The following is a 14,806-nucleotide window of genomic DNA, read 5'->3' on the forward strand; positions in this document are numbered from 1 at the left end:
ATCCATTATGCAGATACTCCCCGATAGGCTTCTTTACCCTCCGGATTTGATGCCGCCTGTTTCAAAGGAGCAGTGTGACAGGCTTCTTTTGTGGGCGGTCAATGAACAGCGGGCTTCGGATATTGATTTTATATCTGACGATCCAGTTTGGATCCAGGTAGACGGCCAATGGTTTTTGTGTACTGAGCTCGCACTTTCCATGGCCGAGCTGAATTTTCTTGTTGAGTCCTTTGCTGGTGGTGCCCAGCAACTTGGACGCATCCAGGGAGGTAAATCAGTCGATTTCGCTTATGTCTTAAAAGTCCGGGAAGGTTTCATACGTTTTCGTGTGAATGTCACCAATACAAATAAAGGGCCGCATATTGTTATGCGTGCGCTTCCTCAAGACCTCCCCCTACTTGAAAAGATGATGCTTGAACCCAAATTACTGGGTGCACTTTATCCGCCGAATGGTCTTATTGTTGTATCTGGAGTCATGGGATCAGGTAAATCCACGTTTTTGGCTGCGGTGCTGCGCAAAGCCATTATTGAAAAAGGGCGACAGGTTCTTACGCTGGAAGAACCCATCGAATTTGATTTTACAACAATACCTTATGAGCAGCGGAGCGCTCCCATCTGTCAGTCAGGCATTACTCAACATATCACAAGTTGGGCTGATGGCGTCCGGACAATGACCCGCCGCAAAGCAGAAATTGTACTTGTTGGTGAAGCTCGAGATCGTGAAACTCTTGAAGCTATGCTTGGCACAGTAGAGACTGGCGTTACAGCGTACTGCACCGTTCATGCCATGGATGTACCACAAACTGTCACTCGTATTGTGAATGTTTTTGATGAGCAGGAAAAATCGGCTATTTCTGCTACGCTTAAAGCAAGTTTACGACTGATTATACATCAGCGTTTGGTGCCGAGAATACGGACTGAGCACGATATCAAGGCCGGAGTCCCGGGACGTATTGCGCTACGCGAGTTTTTGGAATTTGACGAGGGAGTACGCCGCAAGTTGTACAGGACAGCTTACGGGGACCTGATCCCGACCATCCGGGATATGGTCACCAAGCTTGGACAGCCTCTGGTCTATGATGCTGAGATCAAGCATAAAGCCGGACTGATTTCTGATGAAACCTTAGAGGCCATTCAGCACGAGCAAAAATCAGCCAGTGAAACAATATAATGCTATTAGCGTATAAAAAGAATTTTATATGAAAACATCACGCATCGTTTGGCGCAACACGGCACGCCCCGTTCGTTTTTTCTTTTTTGATGCCCGTGTGCTCATAGCATTTGTTGCCTTTATTCTACATATCTCATGGATTACTTTTTATATCAGCACTATTGGTGCTATTGTGTTTTCCATTTTAGAAAGGTTCCGCATTACTCCTTTAGCTGCACTACGCTACATTCATACATTTATTTTCGCAGATGTTAGAGAGGTAGGATCAAGATATTTATTGAGGAGGAACTGTCGGTGGTGAACTATAAATCACTACTTTTTACTTTTTGCGGTATCCTACTGAGCGCTCCATGGGCAAGTGCCTATTATGAGGAAAAACTCAGCCATCCGCAGGTTCCCGCTGTTGAAATACTGCCAGCGGTTCAGGAGCCATCAACGACAGCCGGAAATATTGCCGAGCGTCCTCTTCCTCAGGCCGCCCAAGGGCAGGTCGAGCTCGAGTCGTCGTCCCCCCCTCCACCAGGCGTGATTGGGCAGGCGATGCAGCCATCTATTCCACTAGGTCCGTCTCAACCCCAGCTGGGAATGGAGCTGGAGCAGGCCGCAGTCCCGGGATTGTACCATGCGGGGAAGCGGCGAAAACCAGCAAAAATTTCCAGCCGTGGGCACCAGGTGCCACTCAGTAGTGCCGTGCAAATCGTGATCCCCAAAGGATGGCACGCTGAAGTGAAATCCTTGGGAAAAAAGCGCGTGTCCTGGAATGCAAAGGGAAGAGCTTGGACAACAATTTTAGGCGATATGGCAAAACAGAGCGATGCGGCCATTACTGTCGACTGGGACGCCGGGAAAATACAATGCGCACCCGCATCGCTACGGAAAGACAAAGCGAATAATATACCGACCCCAACTGTTCAGGGGGGCATAGTTAAAAAAGCGATCATTGCACAGCCCGGCACCGGCCGCGAAGTGGCCAAGCGCTATAGGCTTCCTGTGGACGATTTTTGCAGATGGAATCATTTTGGGCCGTCCACACCATTGGCTGCAGGCTACGAGGTATATTTGACCGCGCCCCCTCCGGGCACCATCGTCGTCGCCAACATGCCAAACTGGGACGAAACAGGTTCAGCGGCAGTGGGGATCGATAGAGATAAAGAAACTGCGGACCAGGTGCCTCAGACTTCCAACCCTATACGCACGGCGCAGCCTGTATCTCTTCCAAACCGGAGGCAAACGACAGCTGAGTTGACTTTGGAAAACCCAGAGCCGGGCACGCCCGTAACCCACAAACCGCTTACTATCACTATTCCAACCGAACCCACCTCGAAGACTGCTACGTCAATTCCAGACACATCTCCCACTGTGGGAGATGTGTCTTCAGCTCCGTCCAGCGAAGCCCCCACGCCGGTAGTCGCCACGGCCATTGAGGCCGTACCCGTCTGGGAGATCCACAAGGGCGAAATGCTGCGTGGCCTGATGGAAGGCTGGGCCGCCATAGCCGGTTACAGCCTGATCTGGAATGCCCAGAATGACTATGAAATGCGGAGTTCCGCAACCTTCTCCGGCGTCTTCGTGGACGCGGTGAAAAACTTCTTTGCGGCTCTTCAGGCTAACGGCCTTGCCCTGCGTGTGACCATCTACCAGGGCAACAAGGTCATGGAAGTGTCGGAACACTAAAGCCAGAGAGAAGAAACATTATGAAAAAGAAACACTTCTTTCGCAGCATAGCCTTCCTTCTCCTTGGCGTAATCCTGTTCGGCTGTGCCCACACGGGCGCGCCGGAACAGGAACTTATAGAATCCAAGGGCCGGGACTTCACGACGCTTTCCCGCTCCAAAGCTGTGGACGTGGTTGCCGAACCCTACGTGGGTGCGAAGGCCGTGCCGATCCGGGCGGACGAGCAGTCCCAGGCGGCCCTTAACACCCATGTGACGTTGCGCAAGCGCGGCACTCTGGCCAACATTGCCGCAGCCATAGCGGACATGACGCCGCTGACCGTTCAGGTGGGTGCGGATCCGGCTCCGCTTTCCGGCGGCCAGAAGAAGGGAGCCGGCCAATCCGGCTCGGGCGATAGCGGCCTGGCCCTGCCGGATCTGCTGGACGTGCCCGCTGCCGGCGGCACGTCACGGATGCTCAATATTTCCTATGAAGGCTCTCTGCGCGGCCTGCTGGATCATGTGGCCATCGCATCGGGCTATGGCTGGGATTACGACTCAAAGACAAATACCGTCGTCTTCTCCCGATTGTCGGTCCGGACATTCACGATCCTGGGCATACCGGGCACGAAAAAGTACACGGACCAGATCACCAACAAGTCGCGGGAAGCGACACGCTCCAGCATCGGCGGCTCCAACGTCAACCAGACGGTAGCCACTGCGGATACCTCCAGCCAGACGGCACAGTCCAATACCACTGACTATAAATTCGATATCTGGGCGGACACGGAAAAGGCCGTCAAGGCCCTGCTCTCGCCGGAAGGCAGCGTGGTGGGCAACCAGGCCGCCGGCACGCTCACAGTCCGTGACCGAGCGGAAAATGTCCGCCAGGTCAGCAATTACATTGCCGAAACCAACAAACGGCTGTCCCGCCAGATTGCGCTCATCATTAACGTCTGGGCGCTGGAAGTCACGGATGAAAATGAGGCGGGTCTGGATCTGCAAGCCATTTTTGCCAATGACGATGTGTCCATCGTGGCCGGCAGCCTGTCCGCCCTAGGCGGAGCGGGCACGGCCAGCGCCACCATCGTATCCGGTAAACTCAAGAACTCCACGGGCGTTTTGAAGGCCCTGAAGGAATGGGGCAACGCCACGCAGGCGACGTCAGGCGGCGGCCTAGCCGTTTCCAATCAGCCCCTGTCCGCGCAGGCCATCCATAAAATCAACTATATCGCCGGCTCGTCCACGTCACAGTCGGATTACGGCCAGACCACGGAAATCACACCCGGTGAAGTGACCACCGGCTTTTCGATGACGGTTATCCCGCACATTCTGGATCGCCGCCGTGTGCTCCTCCAGTACACTATCAATCTGGTCCTACTGGATGAACTGAGCGAGTACGCCACCAACGATCTGACCATTCAACTGCCCAAAACCAGCACCCGCGCCTTTACGCAACGCTCGTCCATGCAGATGGGCCAGACGCTGGTGCTGGCCGGATTCCAGGACCAGTCGCAGAAACTGGCCAACTCCCTGGGCCTGCTCAATTTCGGGCGCGGTGCCAAATACGGCAAAACCCTGCTGGTTGTCACCATGCAACTGGAAGCCGCCGGCGGCGGGACCGAGGATTAACCATGCGCATGGTCATCATCAATAAGCGTCCCTGGGCCGTGGGCCTGGACTGGTCTTCGACCAGGATGGAAAAGCTTTCCCGTTCCCGCCTGCTGGAAATGGCCCAAAAGATCGACCCGGCCTTTGACATGATGGCCGTGCAGCGGCGTCTGTACGGCTTCGGATCCAGTGGCCGGCCTGAAGACTGGAAAAAGGCCCGCTCGCTGGCGGCGTTCATACCGCTGCCTCCGTCCTTCCTCGGCCTGTTCGCCCTGGAGGATATCCAGGGAGAAACCTTCTGGTGGGTCATTGGCCGCCAGAACGGCCAGAATGTGGGCCAGGGCGATGCGGTCTATGCGACGCGCCAGGAGGCGGAACAGGAACTGAAAAGCCTGAATGAACTGCTGGATAACAGCATTGCGGAAGTCGTCATGCAGGAGGATCCGGCGCACAGCCTGGCTTGGCTGGAACCGCTGCTGCATGTGGGGCCGGGCGCTGTGCTGCGTCGGCGCGGCTGTCTTGAATCGCTCCAGGAAGCGCCCGGGCGCGTTTCGCCGGCGGTCCTTGGCGCGGGCCTGGCCCTGGGCCTGCTGATCGGCGGCGGCCTGGCCTTCAACGCATGGCGTGAACATCAGGCGGAACAGGCCTCGCTGGAGTCGGCCCGGCTGGCAAAATTGAACAAAGAGCAGCGCCGCCAGGAACTGCTTGCCCATCCGGAGAACTATTTCGAGCAGATCTGGACGCAAGCTCCCCTGGCCGTGGACGTGGCCGAACCCTGCATGGAGGCGCTGCTGGCCCAGCCCACGGTGGCCAACGGCTGGATGTTGTCTGAAGCCTCCTGTGCGGGCCGTGCCGTCAGCGTCGCCTGGGCGCACCAGAGTCAGGCTGATTTCCTGAGCCTGCCGGCAAAGGCAATATTGAAAAGCCCGCAGCTCGCCGTATCCCGGATGACGCTGGCCACGGGCCGGAAGGCCCGTACCGGCCAGAACTACCCCGGCATCCTGACGCGTGAAACCGCCACCCGGCATCTCTACCAGATCACCCAGCAGGCGGGTGCCCGGCTGCGTCTGGCATTTCAGAAGCCGGAAAAACGCAGCATCGACAAGGTTGAGCTGTCGGCTCCCTGGATCAAGGGAGAATGGACCCTGAGCGCCGTTCCCGGCTCCCTGCTGCAAGAGCGCGCGCTCTGGCGCGCCTTGTCCGCCTTGCCGGGCCTGACGCTGGAGCGGATCAGCTTCAAAAATGAAGTCTGGACGCTCCAGGGAAATATCCACGCCAGGGAAAGATGAGGACGAAGCTCCTATGGACAGGATGTGCGGCTATTGTTCCAGGATTCGCAAAAAAGGCTTTCATGCGGGCATGATTTTCTACCAACGCGCCTGTACGGATGGCGGCTTGTTGTATTTGTGCAGCGAAACTTTGAGAGATGTACGGGCAGACTCCAGGTGTTATTGCGGCAAATTCCGCAAGTCCAAAAGAAAACATCCAATGCCCATGCGGATGCTGTATGCTGAATTTTTTGTCAGCAGGCCGGGCAATACAAGGGGATAAGATCATGGTGATCACGAAAAGAACAAAAATCATCTGGGGCATTCTGCTGGTTTTGCTCCTGGCGTTTGCCGGCCTGCTGTGGACGCGGCAAACGCCGGTCCCCTCCGTGCCTCCCGTGCCCAGGGATGTGCCCGTCAAGAAAAAAGCGGCTCCCGCGAAAGCGAATAAAAAAGACAACACGGACAAGGACGCGGCCGCCACGCCGGATGCGCCGACTGAGGCCGGTATGGGCGCTCTGCCCATCACAGCCGGGAACTTGGGAAAAATCTCGGAGCTCAGAAATACATTGGAAGAGGAAACGCTGGAAGTCCAGATAGAGGAAAAACGGGCCAGAAAGAGGGAGCTCACACGTTCCGGCTCGGTTCCAGCGCCTACGCTGTCCCTGCCGTCCCTGACGCCTCCGGCGGCTCCATCACCCGCTCCGGCGGCCGGTCCCCGGCCTGCGGGCTCAGGCGGGTTGCGGGTGATTTCCGTGCAGGGCGTGGGGGGCAAGCTCTCGGCCACGGTACGCACCGGATCCGGCCAGGCAGTCGTGCGCAAGGGATCCCGCCTGGGCGACTCCGTGGTGACGGAGATATCCCGCCAGGGCGTCACCATCCGTCGTGGCGGCAAAACCAGCACGCTGCCCTTTGAGTGAGCGACGCCATGAACGCCATGAAGAATTCCGGCAACGCCCCTGAAGCCCTGTTTTTCGACGATTTCGAACAGGTTTCGGAAAAGGTGCGCGGCAAGGTGGCCCTGATCGACGGCGTGTTGCACATTTCCGAAGATCTTAAGGGCAACCTGGATATGGTCGCCCTGGTGGCCCGTCTGCGCCGCCGGGGCATTCCCTCGCCCGTCCTCCACAAGCCCAGCGAATTTGAGGAACGCTATGCCAAGTTTGCCGTGCGCCGCGCGCGTGGTCAAAACGAGATTCAACAACTGGCCATTGACCTGATTGCCCGCGCCCATAAGGCCGGTGCGTCGGATATCCATATTGTGGATACGGGCACCTACACCCGCATCAAATTCCGCGTCTTGGGCTTGCTCCGCGAAGATTCACAGATGGAGGCCGAAACCGGCCGCCAGATGATTTCCACCATCTACGGCATCCTGGGACAGTCCGCGGATTCTCCGTCCTTCAACGCCATCGAGCGGCAGGACGGGCGCGTGGTCAAGCGGGACTATCTGCCCGAAGGCGTTCATTCCGTGCGTATCCATACGGAGCCTATCGAGTGCGCCCATGCCGAGAACGGCACGGGCACGTTCATGGCCCTGCGCCTGCTGTACGACTCCACTATGGCCACGGGATCGCTGGAAGAACGCCTTTCGGCCCTGGGCTTTGCGGAAAGCCAGTGCCGGGACATGTACTTTCTAACCAAGCGCACCGGCCTGACGGTCATTTCCGGCCCCACCGGGCACGGCAAGTCCACGGTCCTGAAGCATACGATGGAATCCCAGACGGAAACCGCTCCGGAGAAGGCCTATCACTCCGTGGAAGACCCGCCGGAATTTCACATGCGCGATGTGAACCAGATCAAGGTCACAACCAAGCAGGAGGGCGACTATGACCGGGCCAAGCGGGCCGCCGCATACATCAACGCCATTGCCGGCACCATGCGCTCGGATTCCGATGTGCTGATGATCGGTGAAATACGCTACCCGGAAGCAGCCGTGGCGGCCATTGACGCGGCCCTGACAGGCCAGGCCGTCTGGGCCACCGTGCATGCCAACAATGGCTTTGGCATCGTCACCCGCTTTGAAAGCCTGCTGCGGTCCGCCGGCTACCTGGATCCCCTGAACGTGCTCTGCGATCCCAACGTGCTGGCCGGCCTGGAGTATCAGCGCCTGATCCCCAAACTTTGCCCGCAGTGCAAGATTCCCTGGCGTGAGGTCAAGTCTGAGGAACGCGGCCAGCACATTCCCGACGATGTGTATCAGCGCCTTTCCAGCGTTCTGGAACTGGAAGAACTTGAGGGTGATTCCCGGCACGACGGGATCTTTATCCAGAACTTTGACGGCTGCCCCAACTGTTTGGCCGGGCTCAAAAACCAGACCGTGGCGGCGGAAGTCATTGTGCTGGACATGGACATTCTCGGTCTGCTGCGCGCGGGCAACCTGCCGGAAGCCCATTTGGCCTGGCGGGAAAAGGGCGGCATGACCTATATCGAACATGCGCTTCAGCATGTACGCCAGGGCCTTGTGGACCCGGTGCGCGCGGAAAGTCGCCTGGGTGTGCCCTGGACGTTCAACAAGTTTTTTGACCAAAAGGGCGGCGTGAGATGAATATCCAAGATATTCTCGCCCGCCTGTCCTTTGACGCGGCCACGCGCATCCGGACCTGGAAGAAGCTGGCCATGCAGGCGCAATACGGCCTGCCGCTCAAGGACAGCCTGCGCAATCTGCGGGATCAGACGCAGCGCCGCAATCCGACGCTGGCCAAGGTTTTTGACCAGGTGCTGGAGCATATGAGCAGCGGCCATTATCTGGACACGGCCCTGACGGGCTATGCCTCGCCGGAAGAGATCATGCTGATCGCCTCCGGCCAGAAGGCCGGCAAGCTGCCGGAAGGTCTGCGCATGGCAGCGGAACTGCTGGAGGACAAGCGCAAAATCGTCGGCGCTGTGGCCGGAGCCCTGACCTATCCGCTGTTCCTCTTCCTCATGGCGTCAACCATGCTGGTTATTGTGGCGCTGTATGTCATGCCGGAACTTGTCCAGCTCTCTGATCCCGGCAACTGGACCGGCTCCGCGCGCGGTTTGTATCTCATCAGCGCACTCATCGGCTCCTGGGGCGGCATTGTCCTGCTTGCCGCCCTGGTGGGTGGATGCGTGGTTCTTGTCCTCACGCTGCCCCTCTGGACCGGCCCGGCCCGGAAGATAGCCGACAGATTCCCGCCCTGGTCCATGTACCGTCTGACGGTCGGCGGCGTCTGGCTCTTCACCCTGTCCACGCTGATGCGCTCCGGCATGCAGCTCTCGCATATCCTCAACACCATGCTGGCCTCGGAAAACACCAGCCCGTATTTGCGCGAGCGTATCCGGGCCATCAGCAACCAGGTGGGCCGGGGCGAGAACATCGGGGAAGCCATGTATCTCTGCAACCTGGACTTTCCGGACCGGGAACTGATCGACGATTTCCGCATCTATGCCGGCCTGCCGCATTTCAAGGACCAACTTCAGGATTTCGCCCGCGACTGGCTTCGGGAAGGCATTGCCGCCATTCAGCGCAAGGCGCGGCTGCTCAATGTGGTCTTTCTGTTGTTGATTATCGGGCAAATGCTTCTGATTGCCATGTCGGTCATGGACCTGCAATCGCAACTGTCAACGCAAAGCATGGGGGGTTTGTAATGAATATGATGGAAGTGCTCGGCGGATTATTGATCAGTCTGATAGTTATAACCGTCGCGGCTGGGTATCTGAACTCCGGTTTCTCGAAAAGCAAGGTCGCGTCCCTGGAACAGGATCTTGTGACCATGCGCATGCAGGTTCAGCAACTCTTTTCCGCTTCCTCGGACTACAGCGGCCTGGACAACGAGACGGCCATCAAGGCGGGCGTCGTCCCCAAAAGCCTGATCAAGGGCAATAACCTGAAGACCCCCTGGGGCGGTGAAATCAATCTGTCTACCAACGATGCCAACGGCAGTTTCACGATTGAGCTGTCCGGCATTCCCCAGGATGAATGCACCCAACTGACCAGGTTCCAGACTGATGCCTGGCTCTCGGTAGGTGTGAACGGCAATACCCTGGACAGCGACAACACCATTGCGGACATCGTGAACTCCTGCACGACGACCAACACGATTGCTTACGAGGCCCGGTAGCCATGTCCCTGGCGGATCTGCAATTCAGCGATTTGCTGCTTTTCCCTGATGGTTCCGCGCGTCTGAAGGGCTGCCCCGGCGTCGGGCCGCAGCTCGTGCCCGTGCCGGAGGCCTGCGCGCCGGAAGTGGCGGGTCTGCCGGATCTGCTCGGCAAATATGAGCAGATGGCCATGCGCTACCGGCATGGGGACATCACCTATCGTGTGGCCAGGATCGACGACGTGGACGGCAAACGGATCTGGTTTCTGCGCCGTCTCGCGGAAACCGTGCCGCCATTCGAATCCCTGGGGCTGTTGCCGGTGCTTTGCTCCTGGCTCATGGGCGCGGAACAGCGTCAGGGACTGGTGCTGTTCTCCGGCGCGCAGGCCTCCGGCAAGACGACCACGGCCAGCGCCTTCGTGGCCAGACGCCTGGAAGTCTACGGCGGGCATTCCGTCACTTTCGAAAATCCGGCTGAGCTGCCCCTGGCCGGAAGCTGGGGCGAGTACGGCTACTGCTTCCAGACGGAAATCGCCGGTGAGGCGGAACTGGCCCAGGAAATCGAACGCGCCCACCGCTATGCCTCGCCGGACATCATCTTCATCGGCGAGATCCGGACGCGCCATGCGGCGCTGGAGGCGCTGCGCGTCTCCCTGGGCTCCAGCCGCCAGCTTGTGGTGGCCACCATCCACGGCCAGGACGTGATCACGGCCCTGGAGCGCCTTGTCACCTGGGCGCGGGAGCTGGACGGGAATGCCGGCCAGAATCTGGCGGACGCCCTGCTGGCGGTTGTCCATCTTTCCCTGGAAAGCGGCGCGGACGGTCAACGCTGTCTGACCTCCCCGCAATTTCTCCTGCTGCCCTTCAAGGAGTCGTCGCGCGGCATCCGGGTCAAGCTGCGGGACGGTAAGCTCAACACGCTGACGGACGACATGCGCGAGCTCAAGGCGCGGATCGCGAACAAGGGGGAACAGGCCATATGAAGATTATGGCGGTGCTTGCGCTTCTGCTTGGCGTTATGGCCATTCTTTCGCCGTCCGTGAGCTACAGGGATGACTATGCGCCTGCGGCCCGGAGCGTGGCCCTGAATTACGCCGTTTATCGTAACGCGGCCTTTCTCTACGCCCTGAAGCACAAGCCCAACGGAACTATTTCTCAGGCCGTTCTGGAGCTTCCGCCGGAATGGCATGCCCTGCGGGCCTGGTCCGCACGGGTGGAAGGCGGGCGCTGCTATGTGTACGGCCCGGCTTCAGCGGAAGAGATCGCGGCCACCTGGGAACTTTTTCAGGGCAGTTTTGCCGTGGGCCGGGCCGAAAACGGGCGTCTGACGCCGGACGGACTCACGCCCCTGCCGGCCTTTATCCCGGCCGACAGTCTGGCCAGCGTTGTGGAGGTGGACTGATGAAAGTCATGGAAGCCATCGGCGTACTGCTGATTCTGGCCATGCTCCTGCCCAAGCTGGCGGACATGATGTTCGCGGGCCTTATGGACACGCAAAAACGTCAGGCGGCGGATCATCTGGCGTTGGTCAGCCGGGCCTCGGCCAACTATGTACGCAAGCACCAGACAACGCTGAATTCGCAGGCTTCGGCCACGTCCGGGCCAACGGTTTCCGTGGCGGATCTGGTCAGCGACGGCCTGCTGCCGGACGGCTTCAATGACCGAAATATCTGGGGCCAATCATACGGCATTTACATCCGCAAGGACGCCGTCAGCGGCCATTTGCGCGCCGTGGTGCTGACCACGGGCGGACGGGGCAATGAGACGGACAGATTTCTCAATGTGGTGGTGCCCGGAGCCGCCGCGCTGGTGGGCGGATCCGGCGGCTTCGTGCCTACCGGCGACGTTCCCGGTCAGGCCGCCGGCACCTTGCAGGGTGCCGGCGGGGGCTGGTCCCTGTCCCTGGCCGGTATGGGCGTTCCTTCCCCCGGTGCCGGGCATCTCGGAGCACTGACCAGCTTTGATTCCAGCGCTCTTGGCCAGGATTTTCTCTATCGCGTGGCCGTGCCCGGCCATGAAGAGCTGAACGCCATGCAGACGGAGCTGGACATGACGGACCATGCCATCCGCAATGTCTCGGAACTCCAGTTCCAGGAACGGGAGATTACTGACGAGGCCTGCGCCGCGCCGGAAGATCAGGGGCGTGTCTTCCTGGATCGCGTCCAAGGCCTCTATCTCTGTCGGAACAACTCCCTGGAAATCATCGGGGACACCGGCAACTCCGCGCCGCTGAAAAACGTCACTGTGGCCAAAAACGGGGACCGGATCACAAAGCCGGTCTGCGCCCCCAACACGGGCACGGCTCCGGCCGTTTTTACCTCGCCCTCCATCGCTGAAGCCGGGCCTGAAGCGCCGCCTCTTACATCCTTCCAGACCTGGGCCACGTCCCTTTCGGACACGGAATGGCAGGTCCATATGCGCGTCCAGACCGGGAACAAGAGGCTGGATGGTTCCGATGACCAAGGCTGGGTCTATCCGGCTGACGACTATGGCCGGATCATGGTGCTGGCTATGTGTATTAAGCAGACGGAAACGCCGTAGGAGATTTCATATGTCTTTTATTTTTCTTGGTACAATTCCATATTTGATTCTTCTTCACATTGTCTTAACGAAGTGTGCAATATTTAAAAAGTCAGACATAATAAAAATGATATACATTGAATGCGGAATTCTTGACAGAATATTTTTCATGCTTGTTATGTTGAATTTGTATTTTATGATCGCAACATTTTTTCCTATTTATTTAAAATACTGCATAAATGAATGAAGTGCAATTCCAAAAAATGATATAGACGCTATAACTCCCAAATATGAGAACGTGTAAGAAATTCTCCTTTATGTTTTAAATTTATCGAAATTATATTCGAGTAGATTTGACATGGATATATTAAGAAATAGAAAAGATATTAAATAAAGAATTAGTGATATCTCTATCCCTGCTGATAACATAATAATACAAAATTTTTTATCTGGCCTGAATTGAAATAGTGCAGCAAGGCATCCAGTATTAAGTAAAAATGAAAGAGTAATAAATGCTTTGAGATGATCAAACATATTTTTTTCAGCCTCAAGAAATACTTTCAAATTTCTTTGGCTGCTCACGGACATAAGGCTTTTTATCGCAGCATCATCAAGAGATTTTTTCTTTGGAGTAAAGAACCACATAGCTGTTCCTCCAAACAGGTAATGTTATGAAGCAACACTATCCCGCATATGCACGACTCTGCAAGGGCTTGGGCGTCATGCTTTTTCTCATGGCGTTGCTGTTTGTCACCCCGGCCCATGCCGGCGCGCTACAGGACCGCCAGCAGGAACTGGAACCTTTGTTTGACGCGCCCTGCGCCCGCTACCAGGTGCCCAAGGTGCTGGCCCTGGCCATCGCCCGCCAGGAAAGCGGCTGCCACCCCTGGATCCTCAATATCTCAGGCCGCGACGTGCGGCCCCGCTCCAAAGAAGAAGCCCTGCGCTATGCGCAGTGGGCCATGCGCGCCGGGCGCTCCTTCGACGTAGGCGTTATGCAGGTGAATTCGTATTGGGTCAGAAAATACGGCTGGCCGCTGGAACAGGTGCTGGAGCCGGTCAACAACGTCAAGATCGGCGTCTGGATCCTGGCCCAGGAAATCCAGCGCCACGGCCTCAACTGGAAAGCCGTGGCCTACTACCACACGCCCCTTCATAAGAATCCGGAACGGGGCAGGCATTACGCGCAACTGATTCTTGGGCATGTGAAGAAGATTTTGGGGGAGAAATAGAATGAAGAAAGAAAATATTTTTCGCATTCATGCTTGGGGCGATACAAGCGGCACAGAAATTTTTCTTCGCAGGGCGGAGGGAAACATAAATCCCATTCGTGCCGCCATATTTTGCGAATTCAAGGTTGAAGAATGGTTTCAGCCTGAGAGTACGCTGCTCACTGCGGGCGTCGCAACTCTGCTTGTCAGGTTCTATGGATTCATTTTTTCAGAACATCTGCACGATGCAAAAATCATAGATATTGATTGGTATTCATGGCGTGACCGGTTTTGCCCCCCTGAGAGATACGGGGCACTGATGCATGATACGAGGCTCCATCGTGATGAAGAAAAAATGAGGGCCGTTGCACGGGTTTTGTTGGACTGCTTCGGCAGAAATGAAATTGCCCGCATTGAGAATTCCAGGCTTTGGGAACCCGCCATCCTGGTACGCAGGATTTCCGGTAATGTTGACCCCGTTCGCGCGGCAGCGTTCTGCCAGTTAAAAGCTGAAGAATGGTTCGGAAAAGACGCTATTGTGTCGAATCATGGGATGGCGTCAATGCTCGCAGACTTTTATGGTTTTCGAATATTTCCATTCGATAATGCCCTCTCCTCAGTGTCAATATCAGAATGGAGTTCGTGGAGAGTCTTATGGCCGGTCATTGATATGTTCCGTGTCCGAACCTCCATCATCCGCACGGAAGAATTAACGCAGGATATGTCCCTTAATCGCATCGGACTGAAAGATGCCCTACGTTATCGCCTGGCATAACAAGAACACGGTGGTGAGGCATTCGCTACTGATCCTCTGCTTGATCATCGGGATCCAAGATTGCCTTGCAGCCAGCCCGCAACTTCTTGAGCGGGAGCGGGATCTCACACATCTTTTTGACTATCCCTGTCGCAAGTTCGGCATCCCCAAACCATTGGCCATGGCCATCGCGAGACAAGAAAGCGGCATGAATCCCTTGATTTTGAATATCGCCGGTAAGGATGTCAGGCCCACGACAGTCCAGGAAGCGCTGCAATTGGCTGCGCGCGCCGAAGCCCGCAAGCTCAGCTATGATGTCGGCGTGATGCAGATAAACTCTTACTGGATTAGAAAATACAAAATTCCCATCCACATCCTGCTAAGCCCCAAGGACAATATTTACATGGGGTGCTGGATCCTCCGTCAGGAGATTCAACGTCATGGAATGACATGGAAGGCAGTGGGCCGCTATCATTCTCCGACGGATTGGCGTGCCGCGAATTATGCTCGCCTTATCAAATGTCATTTACTCGATATTTTGAAGGTACGGTAAAC

At 56.8% G+C, this 14,806-nt stretch carries 16 protein-coding genes; 15 read left to right on the top strand and 1 reads right to left on the bottom strand.

Annotation, left to right across the window (positions count from 1 at the left end; all coding sequences use genetic code 11):
* The first annotated feature begins 7 nt into the window (after positions 1–7).
* The 12 genes from AXF13_RS08230 (at position 8) to pilV (ending at position 12,307) form a co-directional block, all read left to right on the top strand.
* Positions 8–1,171, top strand: coding sequence for a type IV pilus twitching motility protein PilT (locus AXF13_RS08230; RefSeq protein ID WP_062252489.1), 1,164 nt, complete (start codon positions 8–10; stop codon positions 1,169–1,171).
* Between the two features lie 28 nt (positions 1,172–1,199).
* Complete coding sequence (icmT, locus tag AXF13_RS17450; RefSeq protein ID WP_223299880.1) at positions 1,200–1,472, top strand: IcmT/TraK family protein; 273 nt, start codon at positions 1,200–1,202, stop codon at positions 1,470–1,472.
* Positions 1,473–2,539: 1,067 nt separating this feature from the next.
* Positions 2,540–2,845, top strand: coding sequence for a toxin co-regulated pilus biosynthesis Q family protein (locus AXF13_RS17095; RefSeq protein ID WP_062252490.1), 306 nt, complete (start codon positions 2,540–2,542; stop codon positions 2,843–2,845).
* A gap of 20 nt (positions 2,846–2,865) precedes the next feature.
* Positions 2,866–4,455 carry a secretin N-terminal domain-containing protein gene (locus AXF13_RS08240; RefSeq protein ID WP_062252492.1) on the top strand — a complete coding sequence of 530 codons (1,590 nt, stop codon included), beginning with the start codon at positions 2,866–2,868 and terminating at the stop codon, positions 4,453–4,455.
* A gap of 2 nt (positions 4,456–4,457) precedes the next feature.
* Positions 4,458–5,723 carry a type 4b pilus protein PilO2 gene (gene pilO2 / locus AXF13_RS08245; protein WP_062252493.1) on the top strand — a complete coding sequence of 422 codons (1,266 nt, stop codon included), beginning with the start codon at positions 4,458–4,460 and terminating at the stop codon, positions 5,721–5,723.
* Between the two features lie 266 nt (positions 5,724–5,989).
* On the top strand, positions 5,990–6,622 hold the full coding sequence (locus tag AXF13_RS08250; RefSeq protein ID WP_062252495.1) for a hypothetical protein: 633 nt from the start codon (positions 5,990–5,992) through the stop codon (positions 6,620–6,622).
* An 8-nt stretch (positions 6,623–6,630) separates the two neighbouring features.
* Positions 6,631–8,250 carry an ATPase, T2SS/T4P/T4SS family gene (locus AXF13_RS08255; RefSeq protein WP_223299881.1) on the top strand — a complete coding sequence of 540 codons (1,620 nt, stop codon included), beginning with the start codon at positions 6,631–6,633 and terminating at the stop codon, positions 8,248–8,250.
* A complete protein-coding gene (locus AXF13_RS08260; RefSeq protein ID WP_062252497.1) occupies positions 8,247–9,314 on the top strand; it encodes a type II secretion system F family protein in 1,068 nt (355 codons plus the stop codon). The genes AXF13_RS08255 and AXF13_RS08260 overlap by 4 nt, the downstream gene beginning before the upstream one ends.
* Positions 9,314–9,787, top strand: coding sequence for a type 4 pilus major pilin (locus tag AXF13_RS08265; RefSeq protein ID WP_062252500.1), 474 nt, complete (start codon positions 9,314–9,316; stop codon positions 9,785–9,787). The genes AXF13_RS08260 and AXF13_RS08265 overlap by 1 nt, the downstream gene beginning before the upstream one ends.
* A gap of 2 nt (positions 9,788–9,789) precedes the next feature.
* Positions 9,790–10,749: an ATPase, T2SS/T4P/T4SS family gene (locus tag AXF13_RS08270; RefSeq protein WP_062252505.1), complete on the top strand. Its 960-nt coding sequence runs from the start codon at positions 9,790–9,792 to the stop codon at positions 10,747–10,749.
* Positions 10,746–11,168, top strand: a complete 423-nt coding sequence (pilM, locus tag AXF13_RS08275) for a type IV pilus biogenesis protein PilM (protein ID WP_062252507.1) — start codon at positions 10,746–10,748, stop codon at positions 11,166–11,168. Before AXF13_RS08270 ends, pilM begins: the two co-directional genes overlap by 4 nt.
* Positions 11,168–12,307: a shufflon system plasmid conjugative transfer pilus tip adhesin PilV gene (gene pilV, locus AXF13_RS08280; RefSeq protein ID WP_062252509.1), complete on the top strand. Its 1,140-nt coding sequence runs from the start codon at positions 11,168–11,170 to the stop codon at positions 12,305–12,307. The genes pilM and pilV overlap by 1 nt, the downstream gene beginning before the upstream one ends.
* A gap of 294 nt (positions 12,308–12,601) precedes the next feature.
* Here pilV and AXF13_RS16710 read toward each other — a convergent pair whose 3' ends face one another.
* Positions 12,602–12,931, bottom strand: a complete 330-nt coding sequence (locus tag AXF13_RS16710) for a hypothetical protein (RefSeq protein WP_150116134.1) — start codon at positions 12,929–12,931, stop codon at positions 12,602–12,604.
* A gap of 26 nt (positions 12,932–12,957) precedes the next feature.
* Between AXF13_RS16710 and AXF13_RS08290 the strand changes: the two genes are divergently transcribed.
* Genes AXF13_RS08290 through AXF13_RS08300 form a run of 3 tightly spaced genes read left to right on the top strand, consistent with a single transcriptional unit; the run spans position 12,958 to position 14,804 of the window.
* Entirely contained in the window at positions 12,958–13,518 is a 561-nt protein-coding gene (locus AXF13_RS08290; protein ID WP_062252512.1) for a lytic transglycosylase domain-containing protein, read from the top strand.
* Between the two features lies 1 nt (position 13,519).
* Positions 13,520–14,272 carry a hypothetical protein gene (locus AXF13_RS08295; protein ID WP_062252514.1) on the top strand — a complete coding sequence of 251 codons (753 nt, stop codon included), beginning with the start codon at positions 13,520–13,522 and terminating at the stop codon, positions 14,270–14,272.
* Positions 14,247–14,804 carry a lytic transglycosylase domain-containing protein gene (locus AXF13_RS08300; RefSeq protein WP_062252516.1) on the top strand — a complete coding sequence of 186 codons (558 nt, stop codon included), beginning with the start codon at positions 14,247–14,249 and terminating at the stop codon, positions 14,802–14,804. Before AXF13_RS08295 ends, AXF13_RS08300 begins: the two co-directional genes overlap by 26 nt.
* Positions 14,805–14,806 lie beyond the last annotated feature (2 nt).

Source organism: Desulfovibrio fairfieldensis (assembly GCF_001553605.1).
Taxonomy (GTDB): domain Bacteria; phylum Desulfobacterota; class Desulfovibrionia; order Desulfovibrionales; family Desulfovibrionaceae; genus Desulfovibrio; species Desulfovibrio fairfieldensis.

What these genes read in the sequence shown, in the direction of transcription:
- pilO2 (WP_062252493.1), top strand. Translation starts at nt 4,458, where the DNA reads ATGCGCATGGTCATCATCAATAAGCGTCCCTGGGCCGTGGGCCTGGAC.
- AXF13_RS08240 (WP_062252492.1), top strand. Translation starts at nt 2,866, where the DNA reads ATGAAAAAGAAACACTTCTTTCGCAGCATAGCCTTCCTTCTCCTTGGC.
- AXF13_RS08295 (WP_062252514.1), top strand. Translation starts at nt 13,520, where the DNA reads ATGAAGAAAGAAAATATTTTTCGCATTCATGCTTGGGGCGATACAAGC.
- AXF13_RS08300 (WP_062252516.1), top strand. Translation starts at nt 14,247, where the DNA reads ATGCCCTACGTTATCGCCTGGCATAACAAGAACACGGTGGTGAGGCAT.
- AXF13_RS08290 (WP_062252512.1), top strand. Translation starts at nt 12,958, where the DNA reads ATGAAGCAACACTATCCCGCATATGCACGACTCTGCAAGGGCTTGGGC.
- AXF13_RS08260 (WP_062252497.1), top strand. Translation starts at nt 8,247, where the DNA reads ATGAATATCCAAGATATTCTCGCCCGCCTGTCCTTTGACGCGGCCACG.
- AXF13_RS08250 (WP_062252495.1), top strand. Translation starts at nt 5,990, where the DNA reads ATGGTGATCACGAAAAGAACAAAAATCATCTGGGGCATTCTGCTGGTT.
- icmT (WP_223299880.1), top strand. Translation starts at nt 1,200, where the DNA reads ATGAAAACATCACGCATCGTTTGGCGCAACACGGCACGCCCCGTTCGT.
- AXF13_RS16710 (WP_150116134.1), bottom strand. Translation starts at nt 12,931, where the DNA reads ATGTGGTTCTTTACTCCAAAGAAAAAATCTCTTGATGATGCTGCGATA.
- pilV (WP_062252509.1), top strand. Translation starts at nt 11,168, where the DNA reads ATGAAAGTCATGGAAGCCATCGGCGTACTGCTGATTCTGGCCATGCTC.
- pilM (WP_062252507.1), top strand. Translation starts at nt 10,746, where the DNA reads ATGAAGATTATGGCGGTGCTTGCGCTTCTGCTTGGCGTTATGGCCATT.
- AXF13_RS08255 (WP_223299881.1), top strand. Translation starts at nt 6,631, where the DNA reads ATGAACGCCATGAAGAATTCCGGCAACGCCCCTGAAGCCCTGTTTTTC.
- AXF13_RS08270 (WP_062252505.1), top strand. Translation starts at nt 9,790, where the DNA reads ATGTCCCTGGCGGATCTGCAATTCAGCGATTTGCTGCTTTTCCCTGAT.
- AXF13_RS08230 (WP_062252489.1), top strand. Translation starts at nt 8, where the DNA reads ATGCAGATACTCCCCGATAGGCTTCTTTACCCTCCGGATTTGATGCCG.
- AXF13_RS08265 (WP_062252500.1), top strand. Translation starts at nt 9,314, where the DNA reads ATGAATATGATGGAAGTGCTCGGCGGATTATTGATCAGTCTGATAGTT.